General features: G+C 63.4%; 17 protein-coding genes and 1 tRNA gene. 8 read left to right on the plus strand and 10 right to left on the minus strand.

Annotated features, from left to right (window positions below):
* Nucleotides 1-171: 171 nt before the first annotated feature.
* The 4 genes from mscL to ACRQHG_RS00085 form a co-directional block, all read right to left on the minus strand.
* Entirely contained in the window at nucleotides 172-555 is a 384-nt protein-coding gene (gene mscL, locus ACRQHG_RS00070; RefSeq protein WP_026428418.1) for a large conductance mechanosensitive channel protein MscL, read from the minus strand.
* Between the two features lie 50 nt (nucleotides 556-605).
* Nucleotides 606-1,238 carry an SAF domain-containing protein gene (locus tag ACRQHG_RS00075; RefSeq protein ID WP_435713145.1) on the minus strand — a complete coding sequence of 211 codons (633 nt, stop codon included), beginning with the start codon at nucleotides 1,236-1,238 and terminating at the stop codon, nucleotides 606-608.
* Between the two features lie 108 nt (nucleotides 1,239-1,346).
* The gene (locus tag ACRQHG_RS00080; RefSeq protein WP_081689984.1) at nucleotides 1,347-1,556 is read right to left on the minus strand and encodes an FmdB family zinc ribbon protein; all 210 of its coding nucleotides are present in this window, start codon (nucleotides 1,554-1,556) and stop codon (nucleotides 1,347-1,349) included.
* A 108-nt stretch (nucleotides 1,557-1,664) separates the two neighbouring features.
* Nucleotides 1,665-2,300, minus strand: a complete 636-nt coding sequence (locus ACRQHG_RS00085) for a 5-formyltetrahydrofolate cyclo-ligase (RefSeq protein ID WP_435713144.1) — start codon at nucleotides 2,298-2,300, stop codon at nucleotides 1,665-1,667.
* Between the two features lie 136 nt (nucleotides 2,301-2,436).
* Here ACRQHG_RS00085 and ACRQHG_RS00090 point away from each other — a divergent pair, with 136 nt between their 5' ends.
* The 3 genes from ACRQHG_RS00090 to ACRQHG_RS00100 all read left to right on the plus strand — a co-directional run bounded on the left by ACRQHG_RS00090 (nucleotide 2,437) and on the right by ACRQHG_RS00100 (nucleotide 5,464).
* Nucleotides 2,437-3,663 carry a molybdopterin molybdotransferase MoeA gene (locus tag ACRQHG_RS00090; RefSeq protein ID WP_284889460.1) on the plus strand — a complete coding sequence of 409 codons (1,227 nt, stop codon included), beginning with the start codon at nucleotides 2,437-2,439 and terminating at the stop codon, nucleotides 3,661-3,663.
* A 128-nt stretch (nucleotides 3,664-3,791) separates the two neighbouring features.
* On the plus strand, nucleotides 3,792-5,240 hold the full coding sequence (locus tag ACRQHG_RS00095; protein WP_435713143.1) for a hypothetical protein: 1,449 nt from the start codon (nucleotides 3,792-3,794) through the stop codon (nucleotides 5,238-5,240).
* Between the two features lie 148 nt (nucleotides 5,241-5,388).
* A tRNA-Ala gene (locus tag ACRQHG_RS00100) sits at nucleotides 5,389-5,464 on the plus strand.
* A 62-nt stretch (nucleotides 5,465-5,526) separates the two neighbouring features.
* On the opposite strand, the gene ACRQHG_RS00105 is transcribed toward ACRQHG_RS00100, so the two are convergent.
* Nucleotides 5,527-5,910: a hypothetical protein gene (locus ACRQHG_RS00105; protein WP_435713142.1), complete on the minus strand. Its 384-nt coding sequence runs from the start codon at nucleotides 5,908-5,910 to the stop codon at nucleotides 5,527-5,529.
* Between the two features lie 192 nt (nucleotides 5,911-6,102).
* On the opposite strand from ACRQHG_RS00105, the gene ACRQHG_RS00110 reads away from it, so the two are divergent.
* Entirely contained in the window at nucleotides 6,103-7,398 is a 1,296-nt protein-coding gene (locus ACRQHG_RS00110; RefSeq protein WP_435713141.1) for a DNA cytosine methyltransferase, read from the plus strand.
* Nucleotides 7,399-7,464: 66 nt separating this feature from the next.
* On the opposite strand, the gene ACRQHG_RS00115 is transcribed toward ACRQHG_RS00110, so the two are convergent.
* The 3 genes from ACRQHG_RS00115 to ACRQHG_RS00125 form a co-directional block, all read right to left on the minus strand.
* On the minus strand, nucleotides 7,465-8,109 hold the full coding sequence (locus ACRQHG_RS00115) for an ABC transporter ATP-binding protein (RefSeq protein ID WP_435713140.1): 645 nt from the start codon (nucleotides 8,107-8,109) through the stop codon (nucleotides 7,465-7,467).
* A gap of 8 nt (nucleotides 8,110-8,117) precedes the next feature.
* A complete protein-coding gene (locus ACRQHG_RS00120; RefSeq protein WP_435719295.1) occupies nucleotides 8,118-9,464 on the minus strand; it encodes an FtsX-like permease family protein in 1,347 nt (448 codons plus the stop codon).
* Between the two features lie 62 nt (nucleotides 9,465-9,526).
* Nucleotides 9,527-10,891 (minus strand): ABC transporter permease, encoded by a 1,365-nt coding sequence (locus ACRQHG_RS00125; protein ID WP_435719296.1) that lies wholly within the window; start codon nucleotides 10,889-10,891, stop codon nucleotides 9,527-9,529.
* A 249-nt stretch (nucleotides 10,892-11,140) separates the two neighbouring features.
* Between ACRQHG_RS00125 and ACRQHG_RS00130 the strand changes: the two genes are divergently transcribed.
* The 3 genes from ACRQHG_RS00130 to ACRQHG_RS00140 all read left to right on the plus strand — a co-directional run bounded on the left by ACRQHG_RS00130 (nucleotide 11,141) and on the right by ACRQHG_RS00140 (nucleotide 14,690).
* On the plus strand, nucleotides 11,141-12,661 hold the full coding sequence (locus ACRQHG_RS00130; RefSeq protein ID WP_435713137.1) for a threonine synthase: 1,521 nt from the start codon (nucleotides 11,141-11,143) through the stop codon (nucleotides 12,659-12,661).
* A 167-nt stretch (nucleotides 12,662-12,828) separates the two neighbouring features.
* On the plus strand, nucleotides 12,829-13,785 hold the full coding sequence (locus tag ACRQHG_RS00135; RefSeq protein WP_435713136.1) for a ribokinase: 957 nt from the start codon (nucleotides 12,829-12,831) through the stop codon (nucleotides 13,783-13,785).
* Between the two features lie 41 nt (nucleotides 13,786-13,826).
* A complete protein-coding gene (locus ACRQHG_RS00140; RefSeq protein ID WP_435713135.1) occupies nucleotides 13,827-14,690 on the plus strand; it encodes a Cof-type HAD-IIB family hydrolase in 864 nt (287 codons plus the stop codon).
* 12 nt (nucleotides 14,691-14,702) lie between these two features.
* Here the strand turns inward: ACRQHG_RS00140 and ACRQHG_RS00145 are convergent, their stop codons facing one another.
* On the minus strand, nucleotides 14,703-15,605 hold the full coding sequence (locus tag ACRQHG_RS00145; protein ID WP_435713134.1) for a hypothetical protein: 903 nt from the start codon (nucleotides 15,603-15,605) through the stop codon (nucleotides 14,703-14,705).
* A 388-nt stretch (nucleotides 15,606-15,993) separates the two neighbouring features.
* On the opposite strand from ACRQHG_RS00145, the gene ACRQHG_RS00150 reads away from it, so the two are divergent.
* Nucleotides 15,994-17,385, plus strand: coding sequence for an NAD-dependent succinate-semialdehyde dehydrogenase (locus ACRQHG_RS00150; RefSeq protein ID WP_435713133.1), 1,392 nt, complete (start codon nucleotides 15,994-15,996; stop codon nucleotides 17,383-17,385).
* Nucleotides 17,386-17,576: 191 nt separating this feature from the next.
* Here ACRQHG_RS00150 and ACRQHG_RS00155 read toward each other — a convergent pair whose 3' ends face one another.
* Nucleotides 17,577-18,971 carry an amino acid permease gene (locus ACRQHG_RS00155; protein ID WP_435713132.1) on the minus strand — a complete coding sequence of 465 codons (1,395 nt, stop codon included), beginning with the start codon at nucleotides 18,969-18,971 and terminating at the stop codon, nucleotides 17,577-17,579.
* Between the last annotated feature and the right edge of the window lie 182 nt (nucleotides 18,972-19,153).

Here is a 19,153-nt window from a genome sequence, read left to right on the forward strand (position 1 = left end):
GGTAAGCCCTAAGCGGTAGCGAACTCCGGAAAAACAGCGAAGCTCCGCACCCGCTCAGAACCTGCGAGTTCAGAACCGCACGTAGTCGAGCGATGAATCGCGCGGATTAGGCACGCCGATTAGCCGTGCAAATTAGTCGCGCCGATTAGTCGGGCACATCAATCGCGCAGATTAGTCGCGCTTGGCCCGCAGCTCATCACGGATCTCCTTGAGGAGGATGAGCTGCGGATCTTCCGGGGCCTCCGCGGCCGGCTTGGCGTGGCGTTCACGCATCTTATTCATGGGGAGCACCAGGAAGAAGTACAGCGCGAAAGCCACGATGAAGAAATTGACCACCGCGGTGAGGAAGCTCCCGAATTGGATTTCGCCCCCACCCAGGTGCCACACAAAATTACCGTCAAAATTCGGCTGCCCGAAAATCGCGGCGATAAGCGGCATGAGAATATGGTCCGTCAGGGACTTCACCACGGCTGAGAAAGCCGCACCGACGATAACACCGACGGCGAGGTCCATGACGTTACCCTGCATAATGAATTTCTTGAAACCCGCGAGCACCTTCCATCCTTTCGCGCGGAGCGCCACCGGGACCACCCCGGCGACAGAAACTATGGAGGGGCTACCAGCACTGCCCGCAAAGAATCCGCGGCAGCATAGCCCACGATAAGATTAGCGTCTTTTTCGCGAACAACCAGGTAGAGCACTCGATATGTGACACCCTCGGAGAGCATGCCAGCATTCTTGTCCTCTTCCCCGATTCCCACCACCGCGGCACGTTCCACCACCCGGACCGCTCCGGCCTCCGTACTATGTTCCGGGGCCGGCGCATATAAGCCAATAAAATTACCCGGCTCAATAAAACTCCCGGTCCCATCGGAAGCCACCCGCACCGCCACCACCACGTGCCCGGCGGGCGGATCGCGTAAAAATTCTTGGGAGAGCAGCACCCCGCGGGCCAGGGGATACCCGGCCGGGATATTAGCAGCCAGGCGCTGCCCGCTGGCCTCAGCTACCGAAAAAAGCGCATTCTCCGGAATAAGATCCCGGGCCACGGTGCGCGCCTCCACATCACGCCCGCTCAGCACATGCCCGGCCGGTAGATTACGGCGCGCGACCAAGACCTGCCCGGTTTCCGGGTAGCGGCGCTCAATGGCCTGAAGAATAGTGAAAAAAGCCAGGAGGGCAACCCCGGCCAGCAGCAGATGGCGTGCCCGCCACAGCCGCGTGTGGATACCAGTCATAGCCCGAGGCTAGCGAGGAACACTCAGCCGCAAACCAGAAGTGGGCCCGCCTGTGGATACCGGCAGCGTTTCACGAAGCTGGGGATAAACCGAGCTGCGCCGTCGTACTTAGTTCTGCGTGGAGCTCCCACCCGAAGAACGCGAGTCATTGTGGTAGAAACCCGAGCCCTTGAATACGATTGCGCTAATCCCTGCCATTACCTTCCGCAATGCGTCTTTCCCGCACTCCGGGCACGTGACCAGGGCGGCGGCTGTCATCGACTGGTGCGCATCAAAATGGTGACCGCAATTGTCACAACGGTAACTGTAGGTAGGCACGTTCTTCCTTTCCGGGCCGGTGGCCGAGCCGAGGGGCGGCCGGCACAAGCCGTACGGCGCATTATTCTAGCGCGTGACAGGTGCCCCTCGGGGAAGTCGCCCGCAACCCTAGTGCAGGGGAGAATGTCCGCCCAGGTCCACCACGGTTTCGGGGAGGAGCACGTAGCGCACCGGCACGTCCATCTCATCGTGGGGGAGGGGCGTGTGCACGTATTCTTCGGGCCATATCAGGGCACCGACCGGGGTGGCGCTATCGAGCTGCTTGAGCACGCGGTCATACCAGCCCCCGCCCTGGCCCAGGCGCACGCCGTCGTGATTGACGAGCAGCGCGGGGATAAAAGCGGCGTCGACCTGGCGCAACACCGTGGAATCGAGGGCTTCGCCCCGGGGTGCGGGCGGGCGGCCGGGTGCCTGGTCGGTAAGATTCTCCGCGCCGGTGTAGCGCGCCCACTGGCGGGTGAGCCCGGGGCCGAGCTTGGGAACAAGAAGCGTGCGCCCGCTGGCCACAATGGCATCGCACAGCGCCCGGGTGCCCGGTTCGTTATTGACGGAAATATAGCCGGCAACCGTGGTGGCGGTGCCGAGGAAATCCAGTGCGGTGGTGACCCAGCGGGCTTCGGCTTCCTCACGGGCGGCGGGCGTGCGCTTAGCTCGAGCCGCGCGCACCGTTGCGCGCAAGGCTTGTTTGGCTTCCGGCACCGCCATCGCGGAGACATCAGGAAGAGATATGGTGTGGTCGGTCATGGCACCAGTGTGGCACGAGGTGCTGGATGCCCGCTAGGAGTAAGGCCCTTGTGGTTTGGAGTCAAGGTCCGCGCGCGGCGTGAGCGCCGGCAGGCCCCCAAACCGGTACGCTGTGCTGTGTACCGAGGAGGAATACGTGAAAACAGTAGCCGAGCAACTCGATGAATTCTTAAAGGTCGCCCAGCCTTTGGAGGCTCTCGATGTGGAGCTTGCCGACGCGATGGGCTGTATTCTTGCCGAAAACGTTGTCGCAACTGTTGATGTTCCTCACACCGACCTGGCGGCTCTGGATGGGTACGCGGTGCGCGCGGACGAAACTTTCGGTGCCGAACCCGCCCGCCCGGCGCATTTCCCGGTCACCGATGATATTTTCGCCGTCACCACCGACCGCATCGCCCACACTCCCGGCGCGGCGGCTCGCATCGCCTCCGGGGCGCGGATGCCCACGGGCGCGGACGCCGTTGTTCCCCTTATCGATACAGATCACGGGGAAGCGCAGGTGGATATTACGGCGCGGGTGGCCCCCGGGGAGAATGTGCGCGCGCAGGGTGAGGACCTGCGGGCCGGCACCACGATTCTGGAGGAAGGCACCCGTATCGGGGCGCGGCATATTGCCTTGCTGGCGGCGGCCGGGCGCGACCGGGTGCGGGTGCGGCCGGCGCCGCGCGTCGTCGTGATGTCTGTGGGCGATGAACTGGTGGCGCCCGGAAAAGCTTTGGGTAACGGAAAGATTTACGACGCGAATTCGCACGCGCTTGCCACCGCGGTACGTAACGCCGGGGCGGTTGCGTACCGCGTACCGGCGGTTTCCGATGACCGGCATCTCTTGCGCGAGTCTTTGGAAGACCAGCTGTTGCGCGCCGACGTTATCCTCACCACCGGCGGTTTGAGTTACGGGGGTGGAGATACCCTCAAAGAGGTCCTGTCCCCGCTCGGTTCGATGCGGTTCGACGCCGTCGCTATGAATCCGGGCCGGCACGTCGGGGTGGGTACCATCGGGGGCGACGGCGCAAATTCGGCACTCATGTTCTGCCTGCCGGGCAACCCGGTGGCCGCGCTGGTGTGCTTCGAGGTATTTGTGCGCCCCTCGCTGCGGAAAATGGCCGGCTACAAGCATGTGACCCCGCGCTCCATTCGGGCTCGGGCGGCGCGCGGGCTGCTCTCCCGGCCCGGCGTGCAAGATTACGTGCGGGTGCAGGTGTACGGCGATCCGCGCGCCGGCTACGAATTTGACCCGGTGGGGGATGTGGAACTGCTCTCGCTGGCGAATTTCGCGAAATCGAACGGGCTCGCGGTGGTGCCCGCGGATAAGGAAAGCGTGGGCATCGGCGACGAATTGGAGTGCATGATTCTCAACGGGTAGGCCCAGCTTGAAGGGATAGCCCAGCTCAACAACCCCATCCGTCCCACGAATCACACCGTTGTTATTCTCTCTACGAAAGTAACGGCGCGTCCCTGCCTGAGCGCCCCACGATTGGTTAAAGTGGCTGTGTGGGATTCCAGGGATACGCGTTGATGGCAGTGGTTGTGCTGCTCATGGTCTATGTCATCCCTGGTGTGTATCGGCGGCGCGTCATCCTCGCGGATGTGCGCATCGACGAACGCTATTCACCCCAGCTACGCACCCTCGCGCTGCCGGACGGAACGGCGGGCGTGGAAACTGGCGGGCCAACCGGGGCCATTTTTTTCCGGAAGCCGGAGGTCATCATGGCAGAGAACGACGAACGCGATATTCTTCCACCCAGCGCGGGGCGTAATGTGCGCACCCTGGCGCGGGAACGCGCGCGCCGTAAGGCACGTATTTCCCAACGCGCGGCGAATCGGCAGCGCGGTTTTGTGGTCGCGGGCGCTTTAGGCTTGCTTATTGTGGTGCTCGGCGCTCTTGCTTTTACGACGACGATGCCACGTTGGATTTTCTACGTTGCTCTGGGCATCGGGGTGCTGTACGGGGCGGGCTTCGGCTACCTTCTCAGTGAAATGGGGAAGGCAACCGCTCGTGACCGTGAGGATATTGCCGAGCTCACCGAGGAACTTGGTATCCGGAAGACCCGCGGGGCGCAGCGCCATTCGCGCCGCCCGGCTCGCCCGCGCCCCGGGCGTTCGGCGGTCTCGGCTGCTTCCGCGCATTCGGCTTTGAGTGCAGCTAGCGCGGCCCTGGGAAGTGATGACCTCGGGGCTCTGACGGCTGATGCGAGCCGGAGCGCGGACCTGGGGCGGAGTGCTGATCTCAGCCGGAGCGTCGCGAGCGCGAGCTCGGGGAGCGGTAGCGCAGCGAGCGGTAGTGCGGCCACCACGCCGACGGCCGCCTCCGCGGCCACCGGCGGCGCAGATGCGACTAGCGAAGGAGAAGCTGGCGCTGCTGGCGATGCTCGTGACGGTGACGCTGGCGAAGCTCGCGATGCTCAGGCCGCGAACGCCAAGGAATATGAGGCCGGGGTGAACCCGGGAAAAGCACGGAGCCGGAACGCGGGGGCGCGGGCGCCTAAGCGCCGTTCCGGCATTTCGGTGACCCTTGAGCAAGGGATTATTGCCGCGGAAGATTTCGCTCCTATTGCTGGTTCGCAGCGCGAACAAGCGGAGAAGCTTCCCAAGCGTTTCGTGGCAGGGGCGGTTCCGCGCCGCCAGCTGCCCAGTTATACGCTCAAGCCGCAGATCCAACAGCGCACGGTAGCGCCCTACCAGGCTCCTGAAGCCCCGGTAGCTCCGGTACCCTACCGCCCCAAGGAGATCGGCGAGCGGGTGACTTTCGTGGATGCTGTAGCGCAGGGAGTGGCGGTATCGGCAGCGGCAGCGCCTGCGGGCCAAGCTGCTTCGCAAAGTAGCGCGACGGCACCGAAGGCTGAAGCCGCAGTGCCTCCCGCACAGACGGCTGCACCTGCGCATGATGGCCTCGCGGGTGGGGCCGCTTTGGACGAGCTGCTGCGCAAGCGCCGCGCGTAGCTGTGGCCGGCTGGATCGGTCTGGCTGACTGCTGAACTGCCGCGCCGCGGGTACTAACTGAGAACGGAAGATCGGGGAGTGGTGTAATGGGAACCACTCCCCGAGATTTCATTCCGGGCCGTTCGGGTGCTAAACTAATCAGGTCTTTGGGGCTATGGCGCAGTTGGTAGCGCGTCTCGTTCGCAATGAGAAGGTCAGGGGTTCGAATCCCCTTAGCTCCACCACTCTGACTGATAAATACCCACACCACGTTTCTGTTCATTTACCGAAGTCCGCTTTTCGGGAGTCAGGGATTCAGCTGGACTTCTTCTGCTGGTAAAGCGCGAACATCCAGATTTAACGCTGGAGCTTCAGTTTTAACAATGACCTTTTCGATCCTCCCCACAGCCGTGCAGTGTTGTGGAGCATTCGGCGGTATTCCCTCGATAACTGCCACCTCAATGCGTCCATCAGTTTCCTTGGCGACGGTGCGCAACTTGAAACATTTGGGGTCACCCGTGATAGCGGTGAAAGTCAGCTCGTGTGAATCTGTAACCTCGTACTTTGTCCAGTTTATGAGCTTTTCCGAGTGCAAAGTGGTTTCGTTGCCTGAGCAGCCGCATAGTGTAACAACGACCCCGAGGAGTATGGTTAGCCCTCTTCCAATTTGCCTCGGCTGCCATTTAGCCATTCCGACTCCTAGCCTGATCTATTACCCTGTTTCAGGTATGTGCGGATCGTGGAAAGCCGTAACCCCGGCGGTTTAGCCGAGTCTAGGTATAGTTCCGGGGTCTTCGATGGTCAGGCTACCATGGGCGGATACGGTCATGGAAGCTTCCTTCTGCTCTAAAATTCTGTCGTAGGCCACCCATAAGCTTTGAGCATGTCACAGAGTATTCGTCGTCCCATTGCTGTGGACCTCTTTTCGGGTGCCGGCGGGCTTTCTCTCGGCCTTGCGCAAGCCGGGTATGACGTTGTCGCGTCTGTTGAATACGATCCGATCCACGCTGCCGTTCACGAATTTAATTTCCCCTACGGCAAAACATTCTGCGCGGACGTGCGTAAGGTCAGCGGCGTTATGATTCGCTGCGAATCAGATATTCAGGACCAAGAGATTCACCTCGTGGCGGGAGGTCCACCCTGCCAGGGGATCTCACTGATAGGCAAACGCGCTTTGGATGATGAACGTAATTCCCTCCTCAAGGAATTTGTCCGTTTAGTCCTGGAATTGCGCCCGCGCTACTTTGTTATGGAAAACGTTGCGGGGCTAACCGTCGGCTCGCACCGGCAGCTCCTTGACGAAGTTGTCGCACTATTTATCTCTCGTGGGGACTACCGGATTGTGGAGCCGGTATCAGTGCTTCAAGCAGCAGATTTTGGTGTTCCACAATCCCGCAAAAGGCTCTTCTTATTGGGCTATCGGCAGGACTGCCCGCGCCCCAGCTACCCAAGCCCACGGTATACGCCACGCCGTATCGATGGTTCACTTCCGGAAGGGAGTCTGCTCCCTTTGGGGCCCTGCGTCAGTGATGCTCTTGCAGATCTACCCGACGCAGATGCTTTTGAGGAGTTGCTGCGCGGTGACTCGGAGGAGAGCGTTGAATACTCGGAACCAAGCCCCTACGCGGAAATCCTGCGCGGTATTGCGCAAGATCCGAGGAATTACGCCCGGCCTCGCCCATCTGTGGGTAACCGGCTTACCGCATCCGCGCGAACAGTTCACACCCAGAAATCAATTGATCGCTTCACTGCTACTCTTCCCGGAACAACCGAACGCATCAGCAGATTCCTTCGGCTTCACCCCGAAGGAATCTGCAATACCTTGCGTGCCGGTACCGCCTCAGATCGCGGTGCGCACACAGCTCCCCGCCCTATTCATCCCGTCCATCCTCGGGTAATCACAGTGCGGGAAGCAGCACGCTTGCACGGCTACCCGGATTGGTTCAGATTTCACGTAACCAAGTGGAACGGCTTCAGAGAAATCGGAAACTCCGTTCCCGTCATGCTCGGCCGCGCGGTAGCCGCAGAGCTACTCAAGGCCGATAACATAACGCCTACCCGCGGTGAATTCACGCCGCTCGGTGATGAAGCCTTGCTTTCTTTCACCGCGACCGAAGCCCACGCGCACTTCGGGCTCACAGAACGCGTTATTCCGCAACGGATGCGCACAGCTTGCTAGGAAATTCCCATCAGCTGCGGAATACACGCCTCAGCCTTGGTCGCTCCCTGCCCGCATCTCGCCCGCTTAGCGCACAGCCGTGCGCTCGGTGAGGCGCCGGTGGGAGAGCGTGAGAACGCGATCCGCGCCGCGGGCAATATCCGCGGAGTGCGTGACAAGAATGACGCACTTGCCGTGCAGATGTGCGGCGTCGTGCAAAATCTGGACCACGCCGCGCGCGGTGTCCTCATCAAGGTTCCCCGTCGGCTCGTCCGCAAGAATCACCGGCGCGGGGGAGGCCAGCGCCCGCGCAATCGCCACCCGCTGCTGCTGCCCACCGGAAAGCCGCAGCACATTACGGTGAATCTCGTCCTCACTCAACCCCAGCTCCAGCAGCACGGAACTATCCGCCCGCCGATCCACCAGCCGCACATTCTCCAGCGGCGTCAAGTAATCAATGAGATTGTAATTCTGGAACACCAGCGAAATATGGGCGCGGCGGTGATGGGCGTAGCCCGTCGTCGCAATATCCACGCCCTCAAAAAGCACCGCGCCCTTCGTGGGCGTATCCAGACCCGCCAGCAAACTCAACAGCGTCGATTTCCCGGCCCCCGAAGCACCCAGCAGCGCCGTAACCGTACCCGGCTCAAAACCCGCGCACACATCGGTCAGCACCTTCGCGCCGCTACCCGGGTAGCTGTAACTCACGTGATCAAGTTCCATAACATTCATAATTTTTCCTAACTCAGTGACGAAAGAATCTGCCGGGGAGACCGGCGCATGATTGGAAACAGCGCAATAGCCAGCGCCACGGCAAGAATCCCGGCGCCAACACCTAGCGCCCACGCAATATCCGCGCCGCTCACCGCCACCGGAGGCAAACCGGCCAGCGCGCCCGGCGCCGCACCATCCACAACGGCCCGCCCCACCAGCGCGGTGAGCTGGCGTCCCGCAAGAATAGCGACGACGCCGCCAGCCAGCGCCAGCGCGCCCAGCTCAAGCGCGAAACCGCCGGCAATCACGCGGCGCCGCTGCCCGAGCGAAAGCAGCACCCCAATTTCCCGCATACGCCCGCGCACCCACAGGGCCAACACTGCCGCGGCAATCACCACGCCGGCCGCACAGGCACCGCTGAGCAGTGCACTCAACAGTCCCTCCACGTTATCCACCGCGCGCAGCACCCCGGTGAAACTCGCGGCATTGTGCTCGTAAGTGAGATCGGGAAGCGCGGCGCGGGCCGCGGCCAGGCTCGCGGGTAACTCGCTCGCGCTCGCGGTGAAACACCGCACCCGGGTGGCACCCGCGTCCCCGCTGAGCTCGCGCCCGGCCGCGCTGTCCACAAGGATGCGATTCGCGGCCGCGCTCGTCGGCAGTCCAGACGGATTCGGGGTGGTGCCGTCAAAAATCCCGGTGACCTGGCGGGTGACCTCACCGGCAGGGCCGCGCAGCCGCAGTTCATCACCGACTCGCAAGCCGTTCGCCTCGGCGAAATCACGGTGAATGAGGGCGCCCGGTTCTGCGCCGCTGTTCATCTGTCCGGACGTGAGCCGGTAGAGCTTGGCCGCGAAAGCCGGGAATCGCGCCGGATCCGAGCTTGCGGTCACGGTCACCGCGCCCATGACGTCTGCATCCAGCTGCACCCCGCCCGCGGTGGCCACGGCCTGGGCGCCTACCGGAGTGGCCAGAATATCTTGCTCGGTGGTCGTGCTAGCCACGCCGGGCAGCGCCGCGAGCTGGCTGGCCTGGACCGGAGTCAGGGTGGGTGCGGCTTGGGTCAGCGGATTATCGGCGGGATTGGTGTTTGGGTTATCGCTTGGGACAGCGCCACCCGCATCACCCGCATCACTGGGTACAGCAGCCGGCGCGCTCGCCACGAACCCGGCTCCCACTTGGGCATCAATGGCGGTGCGCAGCTGGCCCATGGCCCCGCGCACCCCGGCCTGCGCCACCAGCGCCGTAAAAATCACGCTAATAACCACGAAAAGCAGCACATTGCGGACCGGGCGGCGCCGCAGCGCGAGCCCGGCGCGCGTCCCCGCGCTCATGGGTGCGGGGAGCTGAGTCCCCTGTGGCTCGCTATCGCGCACTCGCGTTCCATCGCCGATTCGCGCACCATCACCCACGTGCCCACTTTCGGGAGTCACCCCACTCATGCCGCACTCACCAGCAGCTTGCGCGGGGAAGTGCGCAGCATGGGGAGAGCCGCCAGCACGGTTGCCCCGATAAACACGGCGAGGGTGAGGGCCAGAGCGAGCGTCGTCGTACCCGCACTCAACTGGACCGCAAGATCATCCAAGGTTCGGGTGGCCGTGGTGACATCCACCCCGCCCCCGAGCGGTGCCTGCGAAGTGAGCTCCTCCATCCCGGATTTCTTCACCGAGGCCAGCACGCTGGTCCCCATCCGCTGGGCGACCACGGTGCTGAGCGCCACCCCGCACGCCGCCGCCGGAATAGTAATAAAGAGCAGCTCCACCAGGTACTGGCCCAGAATCTTCGCTTTCGAGGTGCCGATAGCGAGCAGCACTCCGGTTTCGCGGCGGCGTTCGCGCAGCCAGAGCACCAGGACCAGGCTGAGAAGCGCGAGGGCGAGGAGCGTCGTCGTGATAATCGCGCCGGTCATGACGCTCTGCACCCCGGCCACCGCGCCGGTAATTCCGGTGAGCAGCTGGGAGGTGCGGGTGAGTTGATAGTTGCGCCAATCGATGGGCAGGCCGCGCGCCTCGTTCATGACCGTTTCGCTATCGGCGCCCTCGGCCACGAAGAAAGTGGTGTCCTGGTAGATCTCGGTTTCCGGGGTGTAGGCGTACAGCGCGCGGGTGGTGGCGAGGTCTGTGTAGACCGCGTTGGCGAAAAGTTCGAGGCGGCGCGCGGCCGGCTGCGGATTATCCCCGCGCACCAGCCCCACGATTTCCACGGTGACTTCCGCGGTGGATTTCTTCGTATTGTCGTAATCGTAGGGGTTCCCGCGCAGGGTGAGTTTCGAGCCCACGGTCAGGCCGTTGAGCCGCGCTAAGTCCTCGTGAATAATCGCCTTATTTTTATCTTCGCGGGTAATATGCCGCCCGGCCACCAGCTCCAGGGTGCCGCTGCGAATATTCGTTTCATCCGCGCTGGAACTCACCCCGCGCACGCTCACCGCGTTGCCGAGCTGCGCCTCGCGCTTGGCGTCATATTCCTGGCGGTCCAGCCGGGCCACCTTGGCGCCCACCAGATCCGCGGTCACATCCTGGCGCGCGGTGTAGCGATCCACCCCGGGTAGGGCGGCGATCCGCTCCACGTCCGCGGGTTTGACGGTGCCGCCCCCGCGCGGAGTGCCGGAATTATAGGGGGAGTTCTCCAGCACAAAACCGGAGCCCAGGGTGCGTTCTGCTTCGCGGCCCGCGGCGGCTGAGGCTGTTCGCACCGCCGCGGCCGAAACCAGCACGGTCACCACCGCCGTGATAATGACGAAAAGAAGCAGGGTACGAATATGTTTTCGGGCGACGTAACGCCACGCGCGTCCAGCTAAGGTCACTACCGGGTACCTTTCACGTCTTCGGGAAAATTTCTGATAGGTAGTAGCTTTTCTCAGCTTACTGGAGACTTCCTGGAGGCTTCGTGAAGAGAATGTGAAGAGCCGTTCGCGGGCGGCTGGGCGCGCCGGGCGGCCTGCTCCGGGCCATGCGCCAGCACTACAGCGGCCGCCCGTATTGCGCGCAGCCGGGAGCCACTATGATGGGAGAGCGGCCTTCTTCCCCGCGCCCACCCTCAGCGAAAGGCGAGCATGCAGTTCATCTCCACGCGTTCCGGGATGGAACCGGCTTCTTTCACCGATATTCTGCTCGACGGCCTGGCCCCGGACGGCGGCCTGGTGGTGCCCGCTAGCATCCCGCAGGTGAGCGCCGCCCAGCTCGAAGCCTGGCGCACCCTGAGCTACCCGGAGCTGGCCGCCGCGATTATTGGCCTGTACGCCACCGATATTCCCACCGCGGACCTCGCGCGCCTCACCGCGGCCGCCTATAGCTCGCAGAATTTCCCGGGCGGGGTGCCGCTGCGCCGCGTGGATAATACCCTGGTGCTGGTGGGCCTATCCGAAGGCCCGACCATGGCTTTCAAGGATCTCGCCATGCAATTCCTGGGCCAGGCCATTCCTTATGTGCTGGCCGCCACCGGCCGCGACCTCACCATCCTGGGCGCCACTTCGGGGGATACTGGCTCCTCGGCGGAATACGCGTTCCGCGGCCAGCCGGGCGTGCGGGTGGTGATGCTGTCCCCGCGCGGGCGCATGTCCGCGGTGCAGCGCGCCCAAATGTATTCCCTCCAGGACGCCAATATCCACAACCTCGTTGTCGATGGCGTTTTCGACGACTGCCAAGACATCGTCAAAACCCTCAGCTCGGATATCGATTTCAAAACCCGCTACCGCATCGGCGCGGTCAATTCCATCAACTTCGGGCGGATCGCCGCGCAGATCGTCTACTACTTCTGGGCGTGGTTGCGTTATACCGATGGAACTTTTTCGCAGGCTTTGAACGACGACGCCGCCGCTGCCGCGGCGTCCGCTCCCGCTTCCGGTGGGGCCGGCGGGGCAGGTGCCGGGGCCGGCGGGGCGGGGGCCGGAGCTGGCGATGCGGGCGCTGATGCCACCCAGGTGGATTTCTGTGTGCCCTCGGGTAACTTCGGCAATATTTACGCCGGCCACCTGGCTCGTTGCATGGGTCTGCCCATCCGCCGCCTGCTGCTGGCCACCAACGAAAATAATGTGCTGGAAGAATTCTTCACCACCGGGCGCTATACCCCGCGCTCGCGCGAGCACACCTTCGCCACCTCCAGCCCCTCCATGGATATTTCCAAGGCCTCCAATGTGGAGCGTTTCATCTGGCAGGTGCTGGGGGAGGATTTCCCGGCCGCCTGGGAGCAGCTGGGCGCCACCGGGACCTTGGATATGCGCGATTATCTGCCGGAATTCGGGGAGACATTCGGTTTCGCGGCCTCCTCATCCCACCATGCGGACCGCCTGGCCGCTATTGAATGGACCTACCAGACCAGCGGGATCCTCATTGACCCGCATACCGCGGACGCGGTCACGGTGGCCCGCCGCCTGAGCGACGGTGCGGTCCCTGTGCTCGCCATGGAAACCGCCCGCCCGGAGAAATTCGCGCATACCGTGCGCGAAGCGGTCGGGGATGTGGCCGATGGCCTGGAGGAACGCCTGGCCGGGCTGCTCGCCCTCCCGCAGCGTGCAACCCAGGTTCCCGCCGATCCGGAAGCGGTGCGCGAGTATATCGCCACGCATTGCGCTTAGTGGCAGGGGGAGGGTTCCCCGCGCGGCGCTGCGCGCCGCGCGCGTCGTCGTACCACCTTTGGGTGAGCGCGCCCGGAACCGGAGCGGCTCCGGGTAGTATGGGGGTGATGAGCCGCGCGATTGGCGCCGTCGCCCGCGCACGAGCCTAAACAGAACGGGGTGTATCCATGGCACGCATTTTCGTTGTTGGAAGCATGAATTCCGATACTTTCCTCAAGGTGGAGAATTTTGTGGAGCCGGGAGAAACAATTTCCGCGCTCAGCTCCCACACCGCGCTGGGCGGGAAGGGCCTCAACCAGGCGGTTGCCGCGGCTCGCATGGGGATTCCCGTTACGATGGTTGCCGCCCTCGGGCGCGATGCGGTGGGGGATGCCGTTGCCACTGAGCTCGCTGCGGAAGAAAATCTTGATATGGCTGCTGTGCTGCGGGTGAGTGAACCCACCGGGCAGGCCATGATCCAATCCGATGCCGATGGCGAAAATGCCATCGTGGTGGTGGCCGGCGCGAATGCCGCGAATACCCCGGAGAATGTGGTGGAGCGCCTCGCCGCGGTGCAGGCGGGGGATATTGTGGTCTGCCAGCTGGAGATTCCCGAACCGGCGGTGGCGGCCGCCCTGGCGGAGGCGAAGAAACGCGGGGCTACCACGGTGCTCAACGCCGCCCCGGCAGCCCCGGTGGGCCACCTGCTGGAGAATGTGGACGTGCTCATCGTGAACGAAACCGAGGCGGATACCATCCTGGGAACCAAGGTGACCGACCGCGCCCAGCAGCTCCACCTGCGTTACGGCGGTTCCATCGTGGTGACGCTGGGAAGCCACGGCTGCCAGTATATTGACGCCTACCTGCCCGACGCTGATGTCAAGGCTGATGCGCTGCCGGCTCACCACGTGGATGTTGTGGATACCACCGGCGCGGGCGATGCTTTTGTGGGGGCTTTTGCGGCCGCCCTGGCCGTGGGCGAATCCCTGGCCACCGCGGCCCGGTGGGGCACGGCGCTTGGCGCTATCGCCACCGGGGCCTCCGGGGCGCAAGGCTATACGGCCAGCCGCGCGGATGTGGTGGCCCTGGCCGGTGTTGGCGCAGCTAGCGGTACCGGAGCGGGTGTCGCGACCACGGAAAACTAAGCACGGCGCTTGACCCAAGAACTATCCAGAAAGGTTTTTTCGTGCCTCCCGCACCTACCGAGCCCGCACCTACCGATCTGAGCCTCCTGCGCGAGGCCGCCGCCAGCGTGAAACTCGTCGTCGTTGATATGGATGGCACCTTCCTCCTGCCGGGCAAGATTTTCCCGGAACGCGGCAATGAGCTGGTGGCGCGCCTGCGGGAGCGTGGCATTATTTTCTGCCCGGCCTCCGGGCGCCAGTACCAGACCCTCGCGGATATGTTTTCCGCCCACGTGGAAGGCATGCCGATTATCGCGGAGAACGGGGCGAATGTGCGCCGGGACGGCGAGGCGCTGGCCACCACCACCCTGCCGCGGGAAACCAGCGCGCGGGTGGTGGAGATCGTGCGCGAGCTCAGCGCGGCCGGGGAGGATGTGGGCACGGTGCTCTGCGGGGAGAAGGCCTACGCCGAACGCCGCGACAGTGCGTTCCTGGACGAAACCCTCGCCTACTACCACGCGAATGCGATCGTCCCCGACCTCATGCCCCATACCGAGGGGATTTACAAAATTGGGGTGCTCAGTTTCGCTGACCCGCTCCGGCGCGTGATCCCGCTGCTGGAAACCCTCGGGCCGGGCGTGGATGTGGTGCGCAGCGGGCAGCTGTGGACGGACGTCAATCCCTCCGCCGCCACGAAAGGCACCGGCCTGGCCGGTCTCCAGGCGAGCCTCGGCATCACCCCGGCGCAAACCCTGTGCTTCGGGGATTTCAATAATGACATCCCCATGTTCGAGCACGCCCGCTTCAGCTTCGCCATGGCGAATGCCCAGCCCGATGTGGTGGCGGCCGCCCGCTACGTGGCGCCCTCCAATGCGGAAGAAGGCGTGCTCACCGTGCTCAGCGACCTTTTCGAGCTGGGCCTGTAGCCGTAAGCTTCGCTAGTTGTGCGGGGTCTGCGGGGTCTGCGGGTCCCGCGGTTCTTCGCCCTCGCGCGGTTCTTCGCCGTCGCGCGGTTCTTCGCCGTCGCGCGGTTCTTCGCCCTCGCGCACTTCTTGCACGGGCTGCGTTTCCACAGGCGCTGCGCTTTCCGCGGGGCCCGTATTTTCAGGCGACGACGCCGCTGCTGGCGCAGCGGGCGGTGCCGGCGGGAAAACGGGATCCTGCGGCGGGAACTGCGGGCTCTGGCCAGCAAAAGGCGCCTGCGCGGCTGCGCCAGCACCGGTGCCGGGCTGGGGAGCGCTGGCTACCGTGGTCGGAGTCTTGGCGATTTGCCAGATCCCGAAGCCCAACATGAGCACCGCGGCCACCGCGAGCAGGTAGTAGCCAATACCGGGCGCAATATCCACATCCACGCCCTGGGCCTGCCCGTAAGCGATGATGGTATCCGCATCCGAGGGCTTGATATTAATAACCAGGTAAATCCCCACGATAACGGCGCCAACAATGCCGCCCGAGGACCACGTCTTCCGCACCGCGGCGGGCGCCTGGCGCACCAACCCCACGAAAGCGCCAATTGCGCCCAGGGCCAGCCCGATGGTGATGAAAATGGCCACCGACTTGGTATCGGTTTCCCACAGCTTGACGCCGAAATCTTCCGACTGGGTGCCGGCGCTCATATGCAGAGTCCAGAAGTGCAGCGCCGTGCCAATAAAACCGATAATGGACCCGGCCAGCACGCCGAGCGGGGCCGCCAGCGGCGGAGTGGTGCGAACCGCGGGCGCAGGCGCTGCCTTTGGTGCCGGTGCCGGTGCAGGTGCAGGCGCGGGCGCGCCGCTGGGCTCGGGCGGATTCGAGGGTTGCTCCGAGGGCACATCTGCCCCCTGGGGGAAAGTATTACTCATACCCCTAGTTTAGGGGCCGCGCCCCGGCGGCGGGTGTGGCAAGCATGTTGCAGCGCGTGCGCATGGGAACGACGACGCAGCACCGGGACAGGGGTCCCGGGGCTTTCCCATGTTCACCCAGAGATATGAAACCCCTCACATGTGCCGAAAAATAGGTAGAGTAATAGGTAGGAATGCGGGAGATTCCGTGTTCCCCTCATAACCACATATGTGATCTCTTCCCGCGGGTAGCGAAGCGCCGTCGCCTCTCTACCCGGCCCTAAGTCCCTGTATATGCGCTGCTCGCGCAGGGGGTGAGGCGCGCGGGATATGCCGGGAAGCCCATCGAATATATCCACTACGCGGGCGGGCCGCGGGTCTGCTCGCACCGATACGCGGAGGTCGAACAATGGCGTACAAGACAGTCAGTCCGTACACCGGTGAAACACTCAAGGAATATCCCACTGCCAGTGATGAGGAAGTCAAGAAGGCAGTAGACGTTGCCCATAACGCCTTCCTGGCGTGGCGGGAAACATCGTATGAACAGCGCGCGCAGGTGCTTCAGAAGGCTGCCGACCTGCTGCGCGAACGCCGCACCGAATACGCCTCGATTATCACCAAGGAAATGGGCAAGGTGATCGGGGAAGCGGAAGCGGAAGTCGATATCTGCATCGCGATGTTTGAAGACTACGTGCGCAATGGCGAAAAGTATCTGGCCACCCGCACGCTCCCTTCGGATAAATACGGGAAGGATTCCGTGCAGCTGCTCTTCCAGCCGCTCGGGGTGCTGTTCATGGTGGAACCGTGGAACTTCCCCTACTACCAGATTGTCCGCGTGGCTGCCCCGCAGCTTTTCGCCGGCAATACCCTTATTCTCAAGCACGCATCCATCGTTCCGGAATCGGCCGCTACCTTCGTGGAGATCTTCCGCGAAGCGGGCCTGCCCGAAGGTTGCTTCCAGAATCTCTACCTCTCCCATGACCAGTCGGAAATTGTGCTGGCCGATCCGCGGGTGCGCGGGGTGGCGCTCACCGGATCGGAAGTAGCCGGGGCGGCTATCGCGCAGTTGGCCGGCAAGTACATTAAGAAGTCCACGCTGGAACTGGGCGGGGCCGATGCTTTTATCGTGCTTGAGGATGCCGATATTGATAAGACGGTCGCCTGGGCGGTCACCGGCCGGCATTGGAATGCCGGGCAGGTGTGCTGCTCCTCCAAGCGCATGATCGTGGTGGATTCCGTGTACGACGAATTCCTGGCGAAGTACCGGGAAGGCGTCAAGCAGCTCAAGGCTGGGGACCCGATGGATCGGGAAACCACCCTGGCGCCGCTGTCCTCCGCGGCAGCGAAACGCGATCTGGCCAAGCAGCTTGAGGAAGCCATCGCCGAGGGCGCTAAGGCGGAAGAAGCCGGAATTGAGCTACCCGAGCACGGCAACTTCTTCCAGCCCACTATCCTCACGGACATCCCCGAGGGCGCGAAGTGCCGCTATACGGAATTCTTCGGGCCGGTCTCCCAGATTTACCGGGTCAAGGACGAAGAAGAGGCGATTACCCTGGCCAATGATTCGCCCTACGGCCTGGGCGGCTCGGTCTTTACCGAGGATCTGGAACGCGGCAAGAAGGTAGCCGCGCGGCTGGATACCGGGATGGTCTACCTCAACCATCCCACCGCGGTCGCGGCGGATATTCCCTTTGGCGGCGTGAAGAACTCCGGCTACGGCCACGAGCTCATCGACCTGGGTATTCACGAATTCGTCAATATCAAGGTGGTGGCCAATTCGCCCATCGACGGTGAATTCTAAGCCCTGATCGGGCTGTGCCGCGCCGGTTACCGGCGCTAGTCACCGGCGCGGCTGACCGACCAGCGGACCGCTGGCTCCCCTGATCGCCCGCGGCCCTGAGTAGCTGCGGGTGGCCCAATCTCCCGTGGGCCAGATGCACCGGGCCGGGATGTAAGCATCCCGGCCCGGTCGTCGTCGTACTTTATTAATAATTACGCGCGCGCCCGGCGCTTCTCACGCGAAACCTTCACCTGGTAGGCGATGGTGAGGAGCAGCAGCCAGGCCGGGCCAACGAAAACGGCCACGCGGTAGGCATCTTGGAACAGCATGAGGACCACGCAGGCCGCCAGCGCCACCAGTACGAAAATGCTCGAGGCGAGGCCGCCGGGAAGCTTGTAGCTGAGGCCCGCCACGCGTTCCGGGCCGAGCGCGGCGCGGAATTTCAGCTGCGTGATCATGACCATCGTCCAGTTGATAATTCCGGCGATGAGGGCGATGGAAAGTAGGTACCCGAAAGCGAAATTCGGGAACGCGAAGACCACAATGACCGCCACCACCGTCACGGCCGAGGACGTCAAAATTCCCACATACGGCGTGCCCGCGCGCGAGAGCGTGGCGAAAATCCGCGGCGCATTCCCTTGTTGCGCCAGCGAATAGAGCATGCGGCCATTGGAATACAGGCCGGAATTGTAGACGGAGAGCGCCGCGGTGAGCACCACAAAATTGAGGATATGAGCCGCGAAGGTGATCCCCACCGAATCGAAAATCTGGACGAAGGGGCTGGCGTGCCCGTCGATGGAGCGCCACGGGATGACCGCCATGATGATGGCGAGCGAGAGCACGTAGAAAATGAGGATGCGCTGAATCACCAGGTTGATGGCGCGGGGGATGGACCGGCGCGGGTCGTCCGCCTCCCCGGCGGTAATGCCGATAAGTTCGATGCCGCCAAAACTAAACATAACGACGACGAAAGCGAAGGTCGCCCCCTTGAGGCCATTGGGGAAAACCAGCTCGGCGAAGGAGGTTCCGGGCGGAACCTGGTGGGGTTCTTGGAGCCCGACGACGAGCACCAGGATTCCCAGCACGATCATGCCGATAATCGCCACCACTTTGACCAGCGCGAACCAGAATTCGAATTCGCCGAAGGCGCGCACTCCGAGCAGGTTCACCGCAGTGATGAACACCAGGCAGAAGGCCGCGGTGAGCCAGGTGGGGACCGCCGGGAACCAGTAGTTGATATACAGGCCGACGACGGACAATTCCGACATCGCCACGAAAATGTAGTTAAACCAGTAATTCCAGCCCGAGATGAAGCCGGCGCGGGGGCTCCAATACTTGTAGGCGTAGTGGGAGAAGGCGCCGGGGACCGGCTCGTGCACGCTCATCTCGCCCAGGGCGCGCATAACAAGGTAGATCGTGCAGCCGCCAATGAGGTACACGAAGAGGATCGCCGGGCCGGCCAGGCTGATGGAGGAGGCCGAGCCGTAGAAGAGGCCGGTGCCGATGGCCCCGCCCAACGCGATCATCTGGATGTGGCGATTGTGGAGGTCGCGGTGCAGGTGGGCGGCGTGGGTGCCGCTAGGCGCTGGTGTGGAATTCGTGGACATAGAGGTCTTTCCCGATATGTGAGGAATGTGCTTATAGCGCCTTGAGCTTATCGCCTTGAGTGCGCGGGTGGGGAATTATAGGTGCGTGATGGAAAGCGGCGAGGGTGAGAGCCGCTGACCGCGAGTAGTTCGCTTGCCGCTGTCACCCCTTTCTGGCGAGTAGCTGGTGGCCGCCGGCGTGC

The sequence above is a fragment of the Actinotignum vesiculae genome, assembly GCF_051267215.1.
GTDB classification, from domain to species: Bacteria; Actinomycetota; Actinomycetes; order Actinomycetales; family Actinomycetaceae; genus Actinotignum; species Actinotignum schaalii.